This window comes from Nonomuraea sp. NPDC004186, assembly GCF_053603495.1.
This window is the reverse complement of sequence record NZ_JBSGFQ010000012.1, coordinates 28,936-46,460: the sequence shown is the minus strand read 5'-3', so window position 1 is coordinate 46,460 and position 17,525 is coordinate 28,936. Positions and strand designations below refer to the sequence as shown.

Below are 17,525 nucleotides of genomic sequence, written 5' to 3'. Positions count from 1 at the left end.
CGCTAACCCGGCGGGACCTCCGGCGCCAGGCGGCAACCGGGGAACGGTGCCAGAAGCGTCTCACGCCAGGGGCCTTCCAGATAGTCGCGAGCCCGTTTGCTCCAGTCCAGAAGCCGGGAATCGGGCGCGACCTCGTCGTCGAGGCCCAGGGCGGCGTCGCGGGCGCGCTGGGTGGCCAGGTGGTCGTCGAGGGAGACGGCCCAGACGGTGACGGCCTCGGTGTCGCAGAACAGCACCTCGTACAGCCCGACCAGGGTGTGGCCGTGCTCGGCGAGCAGCGGCGCCCGCTCGGTGCGCACGGCGTGCAGGTAGTCGAGCGCGGCCCCCGGGCGGACCCGGGCGCTCTCGAAGAGGTAGAGCTCGGCGGCGGGCGCCTCGGACAGCGGCGGGCAGCCGGGCACGGCGCCGAGGGGCCGGGAGAAGGCGGAGAAGCGCAGGTCGTCGATGTCGGACAGGAAGAGCCGCTCGTCGACGCCCTGGTAGATCTCCATCATCTGCCGCCAGCCGCCGTCCCACCCGCCGTGGCAGTCCCACAGCGTGACGGCCTTGAACTGCGGATGGCCGGTGATGCCGACGGCGTAGAAGGCGCCCACCAGGTCGATCTCGCGGGACCTGATGGACATGCCGGAGGTGAGCGAGGGCGCGGCACGGCTCTCGTCCTCGCGCTTGTAGCGGGTCAGCCAGGTGAGGTACTCCAGGGGCCGCCTGGAGTTCATCGGCCGGAAGTCGACCTCCTCGATCAGGTGGATCGCGCGCCGCACCACGCCTCCTCTACCAAGCGGTTGCTTGGCACGAGGATAGCGATCAGGTCAGCGCTTGGGAAGGTTGCGGCCCCCGCCCCGTGAGCCACTCCAGGACCCTGCGGTGCCCGGAGGCGGCGTCCTCGAAGTGGCCCCAGTGCCAGTACCGCGGCTGGTCGCGGATGCCGGTCACCCAGGTCCGGTAAGAGACGGAGGCCCCCGTGGTGGCGGGCGCCACTCCATACGTACGGATCACGACCTTGCCGCCGGGTGCGAACAGCACGTCGTCGGCGATCGGATACAGGGTCATCTGGTCGAGCATGAACCTGATCCTCGCGGCAACAGAAGGCCGGGCTGTTAAGCCTCCGGCGCGCCCCCGTTAAGCGGGCGCGCCGGAGGTTACAAGGCTGTTAAACGAGCAGGCCGTCGAACTCTCCGTCCTTAACCCCGAGCACCAGGGCCCGGATCTCGTCGCGGGTATAGATGAGGGCAGGGCCGTCGGGGAAGCGCGAGTTGCGGACCGCGATCCCCCCGTCAGGAAGCTCGGCGAGCTCCACGCAGTTGCCCTGCGAGTTGCTGTAGCGGCTCTTGCGCCAGGCGACCTGAGTCAGGTTCGCCGCGGGCATGCCGTTGTAGGTCTGGTTCATCTACATCTTTCTGAGAAGACCGCCGATGAGCTCGACGGTGCCCCCTGGCGTGGTGCTCTCCACGCACAACTGCTCCATGGCCGTGAGGTACGGGTCGATGTCCTCGCGTTTGTCCAGGTACAGGGCACCCCATAGCTGCTCGACGTAGACAACGTCCGACAAGTCGGACTCGGGAAACCGCAAGATGCTGAACGCGCCCCCTTCAGCGGCGTGCTTGCCGAACCTGAAGGGCATCACCTGAATGGTGATGTTGGGAAGGGCAGCCACTTCCAGCAGATGCTGGAGCTGCTCCGCCATGACCTCCCGCCCGCCGATGGTCCTCTTGAGCGCTGCCTCGTCGATGACGGCCCACAGGCGGGGTCCGTCCTTCTGGGTGAAGCGCTCCTGACGCTGCATGCGCATATGCACGCGGCGCTCGATTTTGTCCGGACTCAGACCGGGGTTGCCAAGCTGGAATACCGATCGCGCATACGAGGCGGTCTGCAACAAACCGGGCACGAACTGCACCTCGTAGGTGCGGATCATCTCGGCGGCCTCCTCCAGGCCCACGTAAGTGGTGAACCACGAAGGCAGCTCGGCCGAGTACTTGTGCCACCACCCGGGGGTGTTGGCCTCGCGAACCATCTCCAGCAGGGCACGGCGCTCGGCATCGTCGACGACGCCGTACAGGGTGAGCAGGTCTTCCACGTCACGTGTCTTGAAACCGACCCGACCGAGCTCCATCCGGCTGATCTTGGACTCGGACGCCCGGATGTGGAATCCGGCCTGTCCGCGGTCGAGCCCGCTGGCCTCACGCAGGCGCCTGAGACTCGCCCCCAGCATGATGCGCCGAACGGTCGAAGCAGAACCGGGCGGATCAATGGACACGTGCTGCTCCTTGTTCGTTTCCTTGCGACGCGGTGGGCCGCGTTCGGCGGTCCACCGCAAGTAGCGGAGTATGCACCTATGGTGGGCCGCGCCCAGCGGATCGCCATAAGTAGCGGAGTCTGCACTTACGGTGAGCTGCGGTCGGCGGCCCACCGCATGTTGCGGGGTATGCACGTACAGTCTGTCACTTCACGGCCGAAAGATCATGGGCCGCGGACAAGATCCCCTTTCCCCCATATTGACCATTTGAGGGCAACGGTAGCGCGTGCACAGGTTGTCTGCACGTGCATTCGCTCTTGCACCTGCACGCGAGTTTGTCGCAGAATGATCACGTGCAATCCACCACGGCGCCCGGCCAGTGGACCACGTTCGATTGGTGGCCTCCGGTCGGCTGGTGGCCGGAGGCGGCCCGCGATCTGCTGGTCCCCGGCCCGTCCGCGAGCGCCACGTTCGTGCTCCCGCCCAGCCCCGCCTCGGTCCACTCGGCCCGCAGCTTCACCACCGGCACGTTGTCGGGATGGGGGCTCGCCGAGCTGACCGAGAACATGGAGCTGGTGGTCTCCGAGCTCGCCACCAACGCGCTGCGCCACGGCCTGCATCTGGACGAGCCCCACTGCCGGCGCCCCGTCCACATGTCCCTCGTCCGCCGGGGACCCCTCGTGACCGGCGCATTCACCGATCCAGGCTCATCGGTGCCGGTGCTGCGATACCCTGGCCCCCTTGACACCGGCGGCCTCGGACTCCACATCGTCGAATCACTCAGCCTCCGCTGGGGCTGGTCCGCACTTGCACCTCACGGGAAGATCGTCTGGGCAGTCCTCTCCTGACCGGGGGTGATCTGCATTACCGTGGATGCTCATGGCTCACGGTGAGTCCCCGCGTGCGACCCCATGAGAGTTGCTCACAGATGGAAGATCACCTGCTCGGCTGGCTGCGAAAACTGAACGAAGACAGGCTGGGCCGTGTCCTGGCCAACAGGCCCGACGCCATCGCCGCTCCCTGGCCGCGGCGGCTCGACACCCTGGCCCAGCGGCTGAGCAACGGCTTCGCCGTGATGGAGACCCTGCGGGCCCTGCCGCTGCCCTGCCTGCAGCTCGCCGAGGCCGCCCTGGCCATGACCCGCCCCACGGCCGAGCGGCTGGCCGGCTTCGTGGACGCGCCGGTCGAAGAGGTGACCCCCTGGCTGGAGCACCTGTACGACCACGCGCTGGCCTGGCCGGGCGAGGACGGCGTCATCCATCTCGCGGAGGGCGTCGCCCGCTGGTGGTCCGCCCCGCTCAGCCTCGGCGAGCCGCTGGACCACTACCTCAACTCCTGGTCGATCGGCAACGACGCGCTCCACGCGCTGGCCCGCAACCTCGGCCTGTCCTCCCAGGGCCACAAGCGCCGCGTCATCACCCGCGTCACCGAGGCGCTCGCCGACCGCGAACGCCTCAACGCGCTGCTGCGCAACGCCCCCGACGGCACGATCCCGCTGCTCGACCGGGTCGCCTGGCAGGGCCCGGCGCTCAACGTCGACGGCGGCCGGTTCGTCACCCCCGGCACGCCGGAGAAGTGGTGCGCCGACCACGGCCTGCTCTTCCGCCCGAGCTGGCACGTCGCGGAGATCCCCCGCGAGGTGGCGATCTGCCTGCGCGGCCCCGGCTACCACCCGGCCTTCAGGCCCGAGGCTCCCGAGGTGGCCACGATCCCGGTCGACCCCGAGGAGGTCGACCACCTGATGACGCTGGCCGCGCCGCACGTGGTCGAGCGGTGCGCGGCCCTGCTCGACAACACCGCCAAGACGCCGCTGCCCCTGCTCAAGACCGGCGGCGTTGGCGTGCGCGAGGTGCGCAGGGTGGCCAAGGAGACCGGCTGCGACGAGGACGAGACACGGCTGCTCCTGGAGGTCTGCGCGGTGGCCAGGCTGCTGGCCTGGGACGAGCAGTCGGGCGGCATGATCCCCACCGAGCGCTTCGACCGGTGGCGGCTCGACGAGGGCTCGGCGCGGCTGCGGGTGCTGCTGGCGGCCTGGTGGCGCATGGAGCGCACGTCGCTGCGCAAGGTCGACGGCAAGTACGGCACCGTGCTCGGCGACGACCCCTCGGGCAGCGCGGTCGCCAGGATCCGCAGGGCCGTGCTGCCGGTCCTGTCCGGTCTGCCCGCGGGCACGGCGTTCGCCGACCGTGACAGCCTCGTGGCCAACGTCCACTGGCACGCGCCGCTGCTCGACCTGGAGCTGCTGCTGGCCTGCGCGCCCGCCGTGCTCGACGAGGCCACGCTGCTGGGCCTGCTGGCCAACAACGCGATCACCGACCTCGGCCGGGCGATGGCCGGGCTCGTCGCCGGGCCGGGCGACGAGAACGACGACGCCGTGCCCATGGTCGAGCACGACCCCGTGCTGGCAGAGGCGGCCACCAGGGCGCTGGCCAGCGTGCGCAGGAGCGCGCTGTTCGGCCCCGACCTGACCGCGGTCGTGACCGGGCCGCCGTCGGCGGAGCTGGCGGCGCTGCTCGACCGGGCCGCCGACCGCGAGTCGCGGGGCGCGGCCTCGGTGTGGCGGTTCACGACCGAGAGCGTGCGCCGGGCGCTCGACCACGGCTACGACGCCGACGCCCTGCTCGACGAGCTGGCCGGGGTCGGCACGATCCCGCAGCCGCTCGAATACCTCGTACGCGACACCGCGCGCAGGCACGGCGAGGTCACCGTCACCACCGTCGGATGCGTCGTCCAGGCCGGCGACCCCGCGCTGCTGGCCGAGATCGCCGCGCACCGGCGGCTGGGCCGGCTGGGCCTGCGGCTGCTCGCGCCCACGGTGCTGGTGAGCGCCGCGCCCGCCGACCGCACGCTGGCCGCGCTGCGCGAGGTCGGCTACTCCCCCGTGCCCGTCGCCGACACCGGCCAGATCACCATCCACCGCGCCAGGCCCGAGGAGCCGCCGAACGGCAAGCTGATCCTGCTGCCGGGCGGCCAGGTGGCCGAGCTGTCGGAGTTCCCCGGCCTCGCGGAGCTGGAGGTCCCCTACATGCTCGCCGAGCCGACGCCCGACCCGTACGAGCATGCCCGCCGCCTGGTCACCGCCGGCCGGACCGCGGACGACAGGAACGGCCGCACGTGGGCGATCATCGGCAGGATGGCCACCAGGCTGCCGACGGCCCAGCAGTCGCTGCTCGGGTTCGTGGTCGACCGGGGCGTGCGCGCCGGCATCACGCTCACCGACGGGCTGACCGCCACGATCAGCCACGGCGAGCTCAAGGGCGGCGCGCTGGACGCCTGGTGCGAGGAGGCGGGCGACTACCTCGAGTTCCCCCTCGCCGAGATCGTCGAGGTCAGGGGAGCTCTTTAGCCTTCTTCAGGTTGGCCACCAGCCCTTCGAGGAAGGCCGCGTAGCCCTGGTAGCTGTAGGGCGCCTCGGCGTTCCACGGGTAGAGCTGGCCGGCCTTGACCGCGGGGAGCTTGGCGAAGGTGGGCTTCTTCATCATCTCCTCGGGCTTGAGCGACTGGGTGCGGGTGTCGTAGAGGATCACGTCGGCGTCGTACTCGTCGGCGTTCTCCCAGCTCAGCGTCTGGAAGAAGCCGCCCTCGTCCACCTTCGCGGGCTTGACGACGTCGAGGCCCGCGTCCATCAGGTGCACGATGTCCGGGTACTCCGGCGGGTTGACCACCCACATCGCGTCGGGGCCGCCGGACATCATGAGGATCTTGAGATTCTTGAACTGCGCGAGCTCCTTGGTGGCGGCCTCCATGCGGGCCTTGGCCTCGGGCACGCCCTGCATGTCGGCGCCGAGTGACCTGGCCAGTTCCTCGTACTTGCCGATCACCTGGGTGGCGCTGCGGCCGGTCAGCATGATGCCCGCGGTCGGGGCGACCTGCTCGATGGTGTCCTTCGACTTCTCGGGCACGTACCAGAGGGTGCCCTTGATGTACATGCTGCTGACCAGGAGGTCGGGCTGGAGCGCGATGTACTGCTCGACGTTGAACTCGTCCCACACGTTGCCGAGACCCTGGACCTTGGTGATGTCGACGTTGCCGACCTGCGGGTCCTTGGAGCCGTCCTTGAGCTTGTGCGGGCCGAACACGGCGACGGGGCGCACGCCGAAGTCCCACAGGGCGGCGGCGGCGCCGACCTGGGCGACGATCCTGGACGGGGTCTTGGGCTGCTCGGCCTTCTTGCCGCGGTCGTCGGTGAACGTCCAGCTCTGTGCGGTGGAGGACGAGGCGGTGGGAACGGCTGACCCGCCGGGGGCCGCCGGCTCGCCGCCGCACGCCGCCAGTGTCAGGGCTGCCGCGAGGCCCGCGGCGGACGCCAGAAAACCCCTGCGAGGCAGAACCGGTCCCGACATGTACATCTCCTAAGGTTAGGCTTGCCTGATTACTGGGCGTTTAGATTAGCCTTGCCTAAGTTTGACCGCTACGAGAGGGGGTCGGGTGCGCCCGGCTGAAGACACGTCCCCGCCGCGCTGGGGGGCCGTGGAGGACGATCCGCCCGCCACCGGCCGCCCCGCTCCCGCCGCACGGGCCTTCGTGCTCGTCACCGGGCTCGTCGTCACGGTGGGCGTGCTGGCGCTCGTGGCGATGGCGAGCGTGGCGCTGGGGGCGCGGTCCGTGTCGTTCTCGACGGTGATCGACGCCTTCCTCGCCCCGAACGGCTCCAACGACCACACGGTCATCCGCGAGCTGCGCGTCCCGCGTACGCTGCTGGGCCTCGGCGTCGGCGCGACGCTCGGCCTGGCGGGGGCGCTCATGCAGAGCCTGACCCGCAACCCGCTGGCCGACCCCGGCCTGCTGGGCATCAACGAGGGGGCCGCGCTCGGTGTGACGCTGGCGCTCGGCCTGTTCGGGGTGTCCGATCCGGCGGTCTACGTCTGGTTCGCGTTCGGCGGCGCCGCGCTGGCCTCCGCCGTCGTCTACGCCCTGGCCTCCGCGGGCCGCTCGGGCTCCAGCCCGGTACGCCTCGCGCTCGCCGGCGTGGCCTTCGGCATGGTGTGCACGGCGGTGGCCTCGGCCATCCTGCGCATGGACGCGCAGACGTTCGACCGGATGCGGTTCTGGCTGACCGGGTCGCTGGCCGGGCAGACGGCAGACACATTGGTGCGGCTGGCGCCGTTCATGGTGGCCGGGCTGGTGCTGGGGCTGCTGCTGGCCAGGCCGCTCAACCTGCTCGCCCTCGGCGACGACGCGGGCAGGGCGCTCGGCGTGGCCGTGAACCGTACCAGGATCCTCACCGGGGTGGCCGTCACTCTGCTGTGCGGCGCGGCCACCGCCGCCGCGGGGCCGCTGTGGTTCGTGGGGCTCATCGTGCCGCACGCCGTGCGCGCGGTGGTGGGGCCCGATCAGCGCTGGGTGCTCCCCTACTCCGCGCTGGCCGCGCCGGTGCTGCTGCTGGCGGCCGACGTGGTGGGCCGGGTCATCGCCCGGCCCGGAGAGGTGCAGGTGGGGATCGTGTGGGCGGTGATCGGCGCGCCGATCTTCATCATGCTGGCCAGGCGCAGGCGGGTGGCGGCGCTGTGACCGTCCGCGTCGGCCCCTGGTCCGTACGGCTCGCGCCCCGCGCCCTGCTCGTCGGCGCGATCCTCGTCGTGGTCGCCTGCGCGGTGACCGTGGCGGCCATCTCGACGGGTGAGTTCACGGTGCCCGTGCCCGAGATCGTCTCCGCGCTCTTCGGCCAGGGCACGCCGGTCGCCGAGCTGATCGTCAACAAGCTGCGCGCCCCTCGCGTGGTGACCGGGCTGCTGGTCGGCGCGGCGTTCGGGGTGAGCGGCGCGATCTTCCAGAGCCTCACCAGGAACCCGCTGGGCAGCCCCGACTTCATCGGCTTCACCGCCGGCGCCTCGACGGGCGGCATCGTCGCCGTCGTGGCGGGCGGCTCGGCGATGGCGATCGCCGGTGGCGCGCTGGCCGGGTGCGTGCTCACGGCCGTGCTCGTGTACGCGCTGGCCTTCCGCGGAGGCGTGCAGGGCTACCGGCTGGTCCTGGTCGGCATCGGGGCGAACGCGCTGCTGCTGGCGGTCAACTCGTACCTGCTGACCAGGGCGAACATCAACGACGCGGCCACCGCGGGCGCCTGGCTGACCGGCAGCCTGAGCGGGCGCGGCTGGGATCACGCGATCCCCGTGGCGCTGGCGCTGGCCGTGCTGCTGCCGGTGTGCGCGTTCGTGGCGCGCCCGATGCGGATGATCGAGATGGGCGACGACGCGGCCAAGGCCATGGGGATCCGGGTGGAGGTCGTGCGCGCGGTGGCGATCACGGCCGGCGTGCTGCTGTCCGGGGTGGCCACGGCCGCCGCGGGGCCCGTCGTCTTCGTCGCGCTCGCCGCGCCGCAGCTCGCCCGGCGGCTCACGCGTTCGGCCGGGGTGACGATGGGGGCCTCGGCGCTCATGGGCGCCGTCCTGCTGACCGTCGCCGACCTGGCCGCCCAGCGTGTCCTCGCCCCCACCCAGCTGCCCGTCGGCGTGCTGACCGCCGCCATCGGCGGCACGTACCTCGCATTGCTCCTGCGAAAGGACCGCCACTGATGGCCCGTTTGTCAGGCACCGATCTCACGCTCGCCTACGACCAGCGCGTCGTGGCGGCCGACCTGAGCGTGGCGATCCCCGACGAGTCCTTCACCGTGATCATCGGCCCGAACGCCTGCGGCAAGTCCACCCTGCTGCGCGCCCTGGCCCGGATGCTCAAGCCGAAGTCCGGCGCCGTCCACCTGGACGGGAGCGTGATCACGTCGCTGCCGTCGAAGGAGGTGGCGCGGCGGCTCGGCCTGCTCCCGCAGAGCTCGGTCGTGCCCGACGGGATCACCGTGGCCGATCTGGTGGCCCGCGGCCGCTACCCGCACCAGCGGCTCATGCGGCAGTGGTCGCGCGCCGACGAGGCGGCCGTGTCCGAGGCCATGCGCGCCACCGACGTGGCGGAGCTGGCCGACCGGATCGTGGACGAGCTGTCGGGCGGGCAGCGGCAGCGGGTGTGGCTGGCCATGGCGCTGGCTCAGGAGACGCCGATCCTGCTGCTGGACGAGCCGACCACGTTCCTGGACATCTCCCACCAGATCGAGGTGCTGGACCTCTGCGCCGACCTGCACGAGGCCGGACGCACCATGGTGGCCGTCCTGCACGACCTGAACCAGGCCTGCCGGTACGCGACCCACCTGATCGTCATGCGGGCCGGCGAGATCGTCGCGGAGGGGGATCCGACGGAGATCGTCACGCCTGAGCTGGTGCACCGGGTGTTCGACCTGCGCTGCGAGATCATCCCGGACCCGCAGTCCGGCACCCCGCTCATCGTCCCCGAATCCCGCCGCCGCATCTCCACCTCCGCCTGACCCACCACCCCGCCGACGACCGGCCCGCGGGCTCGGCGGACCGCGCGGTGAGGTCAGGGGGTAGTGGTCAGGGCGGTGGCGAGGGTGGTGACGGCCGTGGCCGCACGCGCGGGGCCGTAGGCGTCCTTCAGGGCCGCGGCCGCCTCCGCGCCCATCGCGGCCAGCAGCGTGTGGGACAGCGGGTCCGCGTCACCGCCCGGGCGGCACTCGGCCAGCAGGATCGCGACGTGCCTGTGCCAGAAGCGGTAGGCCCCGATCCGGTAGCGGGCCCCCGGGCTGGCGGTCTCCGACATGCGGACCAGGTCCAGGTGGGCGAAGAGGTAATCGAGGTAGGCGGCCACGAAGGCGGCCAGCCGCTCGGACGCGGGAGCGCCGGGCCCGAGGGGCGGCGGGCCGGACAGGACGCGCTGCTGCAGGTCGCGTTCGCGATCGTCCAGGAGCGCCACGGCGAGCCCCGACTTGTCACCGAAGCGCCGGAAGAGCGTGCCCTTGCCCACCCCGGCCTCCGCGGCGACGGCGTCCATCGAGACCGCCTCCACCCCCTTCTCCGCGAACAGCCGGGCGGCCGCGGCCAGCACCTTCTCCCGGTTGCGCGCCGCGTCCGCCCGCTCTTTCACCGGCTGGCCGACCAGAAGCTCCAGTGACTCCGACATGATTCGGACTCTAGTCCATTTCAGTGCCCGCCGCCGTCGCTGATGAGCCCGGGGACCCTGCTCAGAGTGCTCCGCAGCGGCGCACAACGAGCAGTGCCAGTGCCCGCGTGACCTCGCGCAGCTCCCGCAGTTCGACCTGTTCCCTGGGAGCGTGCGCGTACCGCACGTCCCCGGGGCCGTAGTGCAGGGTCGGGATCCCGCCGGCCGCGTACAGTCGCAGGTCGCTCCCGTACGGCGCCGCCGCCTCGGCGGGCCGCGCGCCCGTGACGTCGGCGACCGCCCGGCCGACCTCGTCCAGCAGCGCATGCCCGGCGGGCAGCCGGCCGCTGGCGAACTGGCCGCCGGGCCACGTCACCACCGGCGGGTTCGCGCGCAGCCAGGGATCGGCGACGTCGGCGACCGCCTCCTCGAACGCGGCCCGCGCCGCCGCCGGGTCCTCGTCCAGCCGCACCCCGAGCCGGCCCTCGGCGACCAGCAGGTCGGGCACGGTGCTGGCCCAGTCGCCCGCGCGCACGGTGCCGACCTCGATCGGGTACGGCGCTCCGTCGCCCCGGAAGAGGCCGGGAACGTCCCGGTTGCGCTCGGTCTCCAGCCGCCTGATCGCCTCGAACACCGGCCAGAACACCTCGACCGCGCTGACCCCCTCGTGCCGCGTGGCCCCGTGGGCGGCCCGACCGGCGATCTCCAGCCGGAAGGTCAGCGCGCCCGCGTTGGCCGTGATGACCGCGCCGCTGGTGGGCTCGGTGATGACCGCGGCCTGCGCCGTGTGCCCCCGCGCGAGCGTGGCGAACGCGCCGAGCCCGCCGTCCTCCTCGCTGATCACGCAGTGCACCGCCAGCGGCCTGGCCAGCCTGACCCCGGCCTTCTTGATCGCCCGCGCGACGGCCAGGTTCGCGACCAGGCCCGCCTTCATGTCGCAGGCGCCCCTGCCGTGCAGCACGTCGCCGGTGATCCGGGCGGCGAACGGGTCGTGCCCCTCCCACTTGGCCAGGTCGCCGGTCGGGACGACGTCCACGTGACCCTGGAGCGCGAGCGCCGGCGACCCCTCGCCCTCGGTGACGGCCACGACGCCGTACCCCTCGCTCCTGGGCGCCTCGGTGCCGGGGAAGCCGGGGCGGGCGGCCAGGCCGGCGAGGTCGAGTTTCCAGACGTCCACGTCCATGCCGGCCTCGGTGAGCAGGCGGGCGAAGCGGTGCTGCAGCTCCGACTCGGCGTCGGTGCCGGTCACGCTGGGGACGCCGACGGTCTCGGCCAGCAGGCTCACGGTCTCGACCTCGTCGATGGCGTTCAGGACGCCTGCCTCCACGTCGCGCATGGAGCACACCTTACTCATGAACCCGAATCGCGCTTTGTGGCGATACAAGGCGTGCGGACATGGGTGAGCTGGATCGTGGTGGTGCCGTTCGCGGGGTGGGCGGCGGTGCGGTTGAGCGGGTTCGAGCCGGACTGGCCGTGGGTGCCGGTGGTGGCGTACACGCCGTACGCGGTGTGCGCGGCGGCGGTGAGCCTGGCGCTGTCCTGCGTGCTGCGGCGGTGGGCGGCGGGCACGGTCGCGCTCGTCACGGTGCTGGCGTTGGTGCCGGCCGTGCTCCCCCGGGCCCTGGTCGACGGCAACCCCGACGCCGACGGGCCGGTGCTGCGGGTGCTCGCGGCGAACCTGCTGGTGGGGCGGGCCCACACGGCGGAGCTGATGGCGCTGATCAGCAGGTTGCGGCCGGACGTGCTGACGTTGCAGGAGTTCACGCCGGACGCCATGCGGCGGCTGGACCGGGCGGGGGTGCGCGCGCTGTTGCCGTACGCCGTCACGCGGCCGCGGGAGGGGGTCGGCGGGTCGGCCGTGTACGCGCGGCACCCGCTCACGGCCGGGCAGGCCATCAACTTCGGCGGCTTCGGGCAGGCCAGGGCCTGGCTCAGGCATCCCGGCGGGGCCCGCGTGGAGATCGTGTCGGTGCACCCGTGCGCGCCCAAGCGGATCGGGCGGCAGCCGTGCTGGCAGTCCGGCCTGGAGGCGCTGCCGCCCGCGGGCAAGGAACTGCGGGTGCTGGCGGGCGACTTCAACGCCACGCTCGACCACCTGCCGGTACGCGCCCTGCTGGCGAGCGGCTACCGGGACGCGGCCGACGTCATGGGGCGGGGATTCGTGGCGACCTGGCCGCAGGAGGGCTCGCGGGTGGGTCTGCCGGGCGTGGCGATCGACCACGTGCTGGCGGACTCGCGGATGGCGGTGCGGGAGTTCCAGGTGCTGCCGCTGCGGGGCACCGACCACCGGCCCGTGTTCGCCGAGCTCAGGCTGCCGTGATCGCGCTTCCGGAGTCTCGGGGGTGTCCTGACTCGTAAACTTGGGCTGTGGTTGAGCCCAAGTTCGAAATTCAGATGCTGCACGACCGGGTCATGATCAGGCTGGAGCCGGAGGCACAGGAGCGGCGCAGCGGCTCCGGGATCGTCATCCCCGCGACGGTCAAACTGGCCAACCGGCTGGCCTGGGGCGAGGTGTGCGGCGTCGGTACGAACGTGCGCTCGGTCAAGGTGGGCGACAAGGTGCTCTTCAACCCGGAAGACCAGTCCGAGGTCGAGGTGCACGCGCAGGTCTATCTGGTGATGCGCGAGCGCGATCTGCACGCGGTGGCCACCCAGGAGACCGACCACGGCACCGGCCTCTATCTATGATCCTCGGGTGAAGGAGAGCCAGAGTTCCGCTGCCCACGTCGTACGGGGCAGTTCCGCGAGCACGCGTGTCGCCTTGCCGGTCAGGTCCAGCACCACCAGCCGGTAGGCGGTGCCGCGCGCCACGACGGCGATGACGTGGCTGTCGTCCCACCAGCCGAACAGCGCCTCCGGCCGGGCGTTCACCCGCTGGGCGATCTTGCCGGTGGCCGGGTCGACCAGGCAGAGCTGTTCCTTGAAGCGTGCCGGGCACCAGGTCGTCAGGCGGGTGCCCGACGGCGAGAACGAGTCCTCGGGGCCGGTCGGCAGGCCGACGCCGGCGTAGGTGCGCAGGACCGCGCCGTCCGAGGCCCGGTAGACGCGCAGGCCGGTGCCGTACATGGAGACGAGGTTGCCGTCGGGGCTCCACCAGAAGCCCGCTTTCGCGCTCAGGCCGGTGACCCTGATCGTGCGGGCGGTCTTGGCGGCCACGTCCACGACGGTGTAGCCGATCACGCGCCACGTGCCGCCGGTCTTCTGCTCGACCGTGAGCGCGACCCGCTTCCCGTCGCGGGACCAGGAGGCGTAGGAAGCCGTCAGGGGCTTCTTGACCGTACGGATCCGGCCGGCGGCGCCCGTGGTGCGGTCGGTGACGATCAGGGAGTCGTAGCCCGACCGGTACGCCCTGGGCACGCCTGCCGTCAGCCGGCCGCCGGGCGCGACGGACACCTCGGACAGCGCCTGTTGCCAGGTGAACGTGCTCCCGGTCGTGGACCTGAGGTAGGTGCGCTTGGTGCCGAGGCCGTAGGCGGTCAGGCGTACCGGATCACCCGTTGTTTCGCGATATTTCACGCCTGCGGTCCCGGGGAGGACGAGGTCCGCCCGGGCGGCGGGACCCGTGAACCCGGCGGACGCGTGGCCGGAAAGCGTTAAGGACAGCGCGATGGCGATTTTGGCGATCACGCCCGCAGAATAGGCAGGAAAGCATGGAATATCGGGCCGGTATACCGGACCGATCTATATGTGACCCCGGACGAACGCGATCGCGTCGAAGCCGAGCGTGCGCAGCCCGAAGTAGACGATCACCGCGGCGGCGGCCACCGTCGCGACGAGCACGACGACGCGCACCAGCCAGCCCTGCCGCTTGTACCACTCCATCCAGGCGTGCAGCGTGCGCTTGCCGAACTCCAGCACCCTGCGGGCCCAGTGGAACTCCACGGCCAGCACCGCCAGCCCCGCGAACACGACCGCCCACCCCGGCCCGGGGAAGGGCACCATGATCAGCCCGGCCACCACCATGACCGTCCCGATCACGCCGAACACGATCTTCAGCGTGAGCGCGCCCGTGCGCGTGGACCTGATCCCGTCCAGCCACCCGTGAAGGCCCGTACGGCGCTCGGGCATGCTGGAATGCTCGGCGGCCTCGCCCTTGAGCATGTCGGCGTCGCCGGTGTCGGAGTTCTGAACCTGCACAATTCCCCCCGGCAGTCGGTGTGCCATCCAGGATACGGGCCCTCACTGGGTGCCGACTTGCAGGCGACTAGCAAGGCCTGAAACCCTCCGAACGGCAAAATTTCCCGCCAGAAGAGGCTACTTCCGGCAAACATCGGTTAATGTCTGCTATGCCCGAGGTCTTGCTTCGCACCGTCACCGGCCCTGTACGAGCCGCGGCCATCACCGGCCCCGTCCTCCCGCACGAGCACCTGCGTACCGACATGCGCTGGGCCGTCGGCATCGACTCGGACCCGTACCGGTGGCTCGACGAGGAGCAGGCCGTCACCGCCGAGCTCCGCGAGCTGCGCCAGGCCGACGGCCTCGGTCTCGTGGTCGACCTGACCTGCATGGGGATGGGCCGCGACGCCGCCGCCCTGGCCCGCATGGCGGCCGGCAGCCGGGTGCCGGTGATCGCCTCGACCGGCCTGTTCGCCGAGCCGTTCACGGACGTCGGCGACGCGGACGTGGACACGCTCACCGCCCGCCTCATGGACGAGATCCTCAGCGGCGTGGACGACATGGGCGTCTTCCCCGGCGTGATCGGCGAGGTCGGCACCTGGGGCGCCGAGCCGACGCCGCGCGAGGAGCGCTGCCTGGTCGCCGCCGCCCGCGCCTCGCTGAAGTCGCGCCTGCCGGTCGCCACGCACGGCGCGCATGCCCCCGCGCTCCTGGAGATCCTGCTCGGCCAGGGCCTGCCGGGCTCCCGGGTGGCCGTCGGCTACGCGGGCACCGACCTGGGCGCGGCCAGGAAGATCGCCGAGGCGGGCGCGTACGTGAGCCTGGGCGTGCTCGGCCTGGGCGCCGACCAGGCGGCCAGGATCGCGCTCGGCCTCATCGAGGACGGCCACGCGGAACGCCTGCTGATCAGCACGGGGCTGAGCCGGGTGGCGCAGCTGCGCAAGTACGACGGGCCGGGCTACGCGCACCTCTTCCACGCGCTGCTGCCGCGCCTGCGCGAGGCGGGCGTCGGCGAGGACATGATCGGCCTCATCACCACCGCGAACCCGGTGCGCTGGCTCACAGGCGGAATGGCTTGACCCCAACCAATGTCAAGGTTGCAGACTCGCCTGCATGACCTTCACACCAGCGGAACTTGACTACCTGTCCTCGCAGCACCTCGGCCGGCTGGCCTCCGTGTCGCCCGACGGGCAGGTGCAGAACAACCCGGTCGGCTTCTTCGTCGACGCCGGGACCGGCACGATCACCATCGGCGGGCACGCCATGGGGGTGTCCAAGAAGTTCAGGAACGTCGGGAAGGGCAGCACCGTCGCGCTCGTCGTGGACGACCTGGCCTCGGTCGATCCGTGGGTGGTGCGCGGCATCGAGATCAGGGGCACGGCGGAGGCGCTGAGCGACGTCGACCCGCCCGTGCCGTACTTCTCGAGAGAGATCATCAGGATCACCCCGAGGAAGATCACCTCGTGGGGGCTGGACGGCCCGCGCCAGACCCGGAACCTGTGAAAGCTCGCTAGGATCGGGGCAACGCGAACCTTGGCCGGGTGGGGATGGTGACGGAGCAGACGCACAGGGCCGGCCGCCTGCGCCGGCCGCTCGCCGCCCTGTCACGCCTGACCCGGGTCGGCGACGTCCCCGTCGTGATCATGCTGGCGTGGGCGGGCTGGCTGGCCGTCCCGTGGTCGTTCAGCGGCCTCGCCCAGGCCCGCGCCGCGGCCGCTGCCGCCGCGGCGGAGGCCGAGCCGCCGCCGTTCTCCACGGAGTCCGTACGCGCCGAGCCACCGTCGTTCTCTTTCGCTGAGCCGCCGCTTTTCGCCGAGTCCGTACGAGCCGAGCCGGCGTGGGGCATCCCCGCCGCCCAGCCCCACCGGCTCACCACGGTGCGTTCCGCCGACGGCGCCGGGCCCGACCTGCTGGCGGCGGAGCGGGCCAGGATCGCCGGAGAGGTGCACGACGCGGCCGGGCACGGGCTGGCGGCCATCGCCATGCAGGCCGGGATCGCGCTCGTCACCCTGGACGACGACCCCGAGCAGGCGCGCGCCTCGCTGCAAGCGATCAGGGAGACCAGCACGACGGCGCTCGCCCAGCTGCGGGCGGCGCTCGACGGCATCGACCCGCCGGGGGCCGACCTCGCCGGGCTGATCGACGGCGTCCGGGCGGCGGGCGTGCCGGTGGACGTCGAGCCCGCGGACCTCGCCGTGCCCGCCCATCTCCAGGCCGCCGTCTACGGGGTGGTGCGCGAGTCGCTGACCAACGTTCTGCGGCACGCGGGGCCCACCAGGGCGCTCGTGCGGGTGGGCGGGGGTCCGGGCGAGTTCGTGGTGGAGGTGGCCGATCGGGGTGTCGGCCGTACGGGCGCGGGCGAAGGGCGTGGGCTGGGCGGGATGCGTGCCAAGGTCACCGAAGCGGGCGGCCATCTCGCCGCGGGACCGCGCGAGGGCGGCGGCTTCCAGGTGACCGCCCGGTTCCCCCGGACCTCCGCGTGACCACCCCGGACGGCGCGACCTCCCCAAGCCGGACGCCCTCCCCGGACGGCGCGGCCCCCTTGGACGGCGCAACCGTCCCGGACGGCGCGTCCTCCACTGAGGGCGTGGTCAGGGTGGCCCTCGCCGACGATCAGGCGGTCGTGCGGATGGGGCTGCGGGCCCTGCTGGAGCGCGCGCCCGGGATGGAGTGCGTGGGCGAGGCCGCCGACGGCGCCGCCGCGCTCGCGCTGATCCGCCGCACCCGCCCCGACGTCCTGCTGCTCGACATCCGCATGCCCGGCATGGACGGCCTGGCCGTGCTGCGGGCCATCGCCGACGACCCCGAACTGCGCGCCACCAGGATCGTCGTGGTGACGACCTTCGCCGTCGACGAGTACGTCTTCGCCGCCCTCCAGGCCGGCGCCAGCGGCTTCCTGCTCAAGGACAGCGCCCCGGAGGAGCTGGTCAACGCCGTACGTGTGGTGGCCGCCGGGGAGGCGCTGCTCTCACCGGCGATCACGAAGAAGGTCATCGGGCTGTTCGGGCGGCACGGCACCGAGCCGGTCGAAGGGCTGGAGACGCTCACGCCCCGCGAACGGGAGCTGGTGGCGTGGGTGGCCACCGGCCGGTCGAACGAGGAGATCGCCAAGGAGCTGGTGATCAGCCCCGACACCGTCCGCACCCACGTCAGCCGCGCCATGCTCAAGCTGCATGCCAGGGACCGGGCCCAGCTCGTGGTCTTCGCCATGCGAGCCGGGCTCAGCGTGTGA

At 72.0% G+C, this 17,525-nt stretch carries 20 protein-coding genes; 11 read left to right on the top strand and 9 right to left on the bottom strand.

Annotated elements, in window-relative coordinates:
- Positions 1 to 2: 2 nt before the first annotated feature.
- The 4 genes from ACWEPL_RS12585 to ACWEPL_RS12570 all read right to left on the bottom strand — a co-directional run bounded on the left by ACWEPL_RS12585 (position 3) and on the right by ACWEPL_RS12570 (position 2,209).
- Positions 3 to 761 (bottom strand): hypothetical protein, encoded by a 759-nt coding sequence (locus ACWEPL_RS12585; RefSeq protein WP_350741572.1) that lies wholly within the window; start codon positions 759 to 761, stop codon positions 3 to 5.
- A 43-nt stretch (positions 762 to 804) separates the two neighbouring features.
- Positions 805 to 1,062 carry a 3'-5' exonuclease family protein gene (locus tag ACWEPL_RS12580; protein ID WP_350741570.1) on the bottom strand — a complete coding sequence of 86 codons (258 nt, stop codon included), beginning with the start codon at positions 1,060 to 1,062 and terminating at the stop codon, positions 805 to 807.
- Between the two features lie 88 nt (positions 1,063 to 1,150).
- Entirely contained in the window at positions 1,151 to 1,387 is a 237-nt protein-coding gene (locus ACWEPL_RS12575) for a DUF397 domain-containing protein (RefSeq protein ID WP_185072716.1), read from the bottom strand.
- Positions 1,388 to 2,209 carry a helix-turn-helix domain-containing protein gene (locus tag ACWEPL_RS12570; protein ID WP_350741585.1) on the bottom strand — a complete coding sequence of 274 codons (822 nt, stop codon included), beginning with the start codon at positions 2,207 to 2,209 and terminating at the stop codon, positions 1,388 to 1,390.
- Between the two features lie 377 nt (positions 2,210 to 2,586).
- Between ACWEPL_RS12570 and ACWEPL_RS12565 the strand changes: the two genes are divergently transcribed.
- Positions 2,587 to 3,081: an ATP-binding protein gene (locus tag ACWEPL_RS12565; RefSeq protein ID WP_350741568.1), complete on the top strand. Its 495-nt coding sequence runs from the start codon at positions 2,587 to 2,589 to the stop codon at positions 3,079 to 3,081.
- An 80-nt stretch (positions 3,082 to 3,161) separates the two neighbouring features.
- Positions 3,162 to 5,579: a helicase-associated domain-containing protein gene (locus ACWEPL_RS12560; protein ID WP_452436128.1), complete on the top strand. Its 2,418-nt coding sequence runs from the start codon at positions 3,162 to 3,164 to the stop codon at positions 5,577 to 5,579.
- On the opposite strand, the gene ACWEPL_RS12555 is transcribed toward ACWEPL_RS12560, so the two are convergent.
- Complete coding sequence (locus tag ACWEPL_RS12555) at positions 5,563 to 6,576, bottom strand: ABC transporter substrate-binding protein (protein ID WP_363963190.1); 1,014 nt, start codon at positions 6,574 to 6,576, stop codon at positions 5,563 to 5,565. The genes ACWEPL_RS12560 and ACWEPL_RS12555 overlap by 17 nt on opposite strands.
- 85 nt (positions 6,577 to 6,661) lie before the next feature.
- On the opposite strand from ACWEPL_RS12555, the gene ACWEPL_RS12550 reads away from it, so the two are divergent.
- The 3 genes from ACWEPL_RS12550 to ACWEPL_RS12540 are packed head-to-tail and all read left to right on the top strand — an operon-like array spanning position 6,662 to position 9,545.
- A complete protein-coding gene (locus ACWEPL_RS12550; RefSeq protein ID WP_452436127.1) occupies positions 6,662 to 7,744 on the top strand; it encodes a FecCD family ABC transporter permease in 1,083 nt (360 codons plus the stop codon).
- Entirely contained in the window at positions 7,741 to 8,748 is a 1,008-nt protein-coding gene (locus ACWEPL_RS12545; RefSeq protein WP_452436126.1) for a FecCD family ABC transporter permease, read from the top strand. Before ACWEPL_RS12550 ends, ACWEPL_RS12545 begins: the two co-directional genes overlap by 4 nt.
- On the top strand, positions 8,748 to 9,545 hold the full coding sequence (locus tag ACWEPL_RS12540; protein ID WP_355206402.1) for an ABC transporter ATP-binding protein: 798 nt from the start codon (positions 8,748 to 8,750) through the stop codon (positions 9,543 to 9,545). Before ACWEPL_RS12545 ends, ACWEPL_RS12540 begins: the two co-directional genes overlap by 1 nt.
- A 53-nt stretch (positions 9,546 to 9,598) precedes the next feature.
- Here ACWEPL_RS12540 and ACWEPL_RS12535 read toward each other — a convergent pair whose 3' ends face one another.
- Entirely contained in the window at positions 9,599 to 10,198 is a 600-nt protein-coding gene (locus ACWEPL_RS12535; RefSeq protein WP_452436125.1) for a TetR/AcrR family transcriptional regulator, read from the bottom strand.
- Between the two features lie 61 nt (positions 10,199 to 10,259).
- A complete protein-coding gene (locus ACWEPL_RS12530) occupies positions 10,260 to 11,513 on the bottom strand; it encodes an ArgE/DapE family deacylase (RefSeq protein WP_452436124.1) in 1,254 nt (417 codons plus the stop codon).
- 51 nt (positions 11,514 to 11,564) lie between these two features.
- Between ACWEPL_RS12530 and ACWEPL_RS12525 the strand changes: the two genes are divergently transcribed.
- Together ACWEPL_RS12525 and ACWEPL_RS12520 are read left to right on the top strand one after the other, a co-directional pair.
- Complete coding sequence (locus tag ACWEPL_RS12525) at positions 11,565 to 12,497, top strand: endonuclease/exonuclease/phosphatase family protein (protein WP_452436123.1); 933 nt, start codon at positions 11,565 to 11,567, stop codon at positions 12,495 to 12,497.
- A 47-nt stretch (positions 12,498 to 12,544) separates the two neighbouring features.
- The gene (locus tag ACWEPL_RS12520; protein WP_363963178.1) at positions 12,545 to 12,865 is read left to right on the top strand and encodes a GroES family chaperonin; all 321 of its coding nucleotides are present in this window, start codon (positions 12,545 to 12,547) and stop codon (positions 12,863 to 12,865) included.
- On the opposite strand, the gene ACWEPL_RS12515 is transcribed toward ACWEPL_RS12520, so the two are convergent.
- Complete coding sequence (locus ACWEPL_RS12515) at positions 12,860 to 13,804, bottom strand: TolB-like translocation protein (protein WP_363963176.1); 945 nt, start codon at positions 13,802 to 13,804, stop codon at positions 12,860 to 12,862. The two genes, ACWEPL_RS12520 and ACWEPL_RS12515, sit on opposite strands and share 6 nt — an antisense overlap.
- A 54-nt stretch (positions 13,805 to 13,858) precedes the next feature.
- A complete protein-coding gene (locus ACWEPL_RS12510) occupies positions 13,859 to 14,314 on the bottom strand; it encodes a TIGR02611 family protein (protein ID WP_452436122.1) in 456 nt (151 codons plus the stop codon).
- 149 nt (positions 14,315 to 14,463) lie between these two features.
- On the opposite strand from ACWEPL_RS12510, the gene ACWEPL_RS12505 reads away from it, so the two are divergent.
- The 4 genes from ACWEPL_RS12505 (at position 14,464) to ACWEPL_RS12490 (ending at position 17,525) form a co-directional block, all read left to right on the top strand.
- Entirely contained in the window at positions 14,464 to 15,372 is a 909-nt protein-coding gene (locus ACWEPL_RS12505; protein WP_452436121.1) for a phosphotriesterase family protein, read from the top strand.
- A 34-nt stretch (positions 15,373 to 15,406) separates the two neighbouring features.
- The gene (locus ACWEPL_RS12500) at positions 15,407 to 15,796 is read left to right on the top strand and encodes a PPOX class F420-dependent oxidoreductase (RefSeq protein WP_452436120.1); all 390 of its coding nucleotides are present in this window, start codon (positions 15,407 to 15,409) and stop codon (positions 15,794 to 15,796) included.
- Positions 15,797 to 15,840: 44 nt separating this feature from the next.
- Complete coding sequence (locus ACWEPL_RS12495; protein ID WP_452436208.1) at positions 15,841 to 16,776, top strand: sensor histidine kinase; 936 nt, start codon at positions 15,841 to 15,843, stop codon at positions 16,774 to 16,776.
- A 104-nt stretch (positions 16,777 to 16,880) separates the two neighbouring features.
- On the top strand, positions 16,881 to 17,525 hold the full coding sequence (locus tag ACWEPL_RS12490; protein ID WP_452436207.1) for a response regulator: 645 nt from the start codon (positions 16,881 to 16,883) through the stop codon (positions 17,523 to 17,525).

Excerpts from the sequence above, each read along its gene's own strand:
- ACWEPL_RS12540 (WP_355206402.1), top strand. The coding sequence starts at position 8,748 with ATGGCCCGTTTGTCAGGCACCGATCTCACGCTCGCCTACGACCAGCGC.
- ACWEPL_RS12530 (WP_452436124.1), bottom strand. The coding sequence starts at position 11,513 with ATGCGCGACGTGGAGGCAGGCGTCCTGAACGCCATCGACGAGGTCGAG.
- ACWEPL_RS12505 (WP_452436121.1), top strand. The coding sequence starts at position 14,464 with ATGCCCGAGGTCTTGCTTCGCACCGTCACCGGCCCTGTACGAGCCGCG.
- ACWEPL_RS12570 (WP_350741585.1), bottom strand. The coding sequence starts at position 2,209 with ATGCTGGGGGCGAGTCTCAGGCGCCTGCGTGAGGCCAGCGGGCTCGAC.
- ACWEPL_RS12495 (WP_452436208.1), top strand. The coding sequence starts at position 15,841 with ATGGTGACGGAGCAGACGCACAGGGCCGGCCGCCTGCGCCGGCCGCTC.
- ACWEPL_RS12535 (WP_452436125.1), bottom strand. The coding sequence starts at position 10,198 with ATGTCGGAGTCACTGGAGCTTCTGGTCGGCCAGCCGGTGAAAGAGCGG.
- ACWEPL_RS12560 (WP_452436128.1), top strand. The coding sequence starts at position 3,162 with ATGGAAGATCACCTGCTCGGCTGGCTGCGAAAACTGAACGAAGACAGG.
- ACWEPL_RS12500 (WP_452436120.1), top strand. The coding sequence starts at position 15,407 with ATGACCTTCACACCAGCGGAACTTGACTACCTGTCCTCGCAGCACCTC.
- ACWEPL_RS12580 (WP_350741570.1), bottom strand. The coding sequence starts at position 1,062 with ATGCTCGACCAGATGACCCTGTATCCGATCGCCGACGACGTGCTGTTC.
- ACWEPL_RS12575 (WP_185072716.1), bottom strand. The coding sequence starts at position 1,387 with ATGAACCAGACCTACAACGGCATGCCCGCGGCGAACCTGACTCAGGTC.
- ACWEPL_RS12555 (WP_363963190.1), bottom strand. The coding sequence starts at position 6,576 with ATGTCGGGACCGGTTCTGCCTCGCAGGGGTTTTCTGGCGTCCGCCGCG.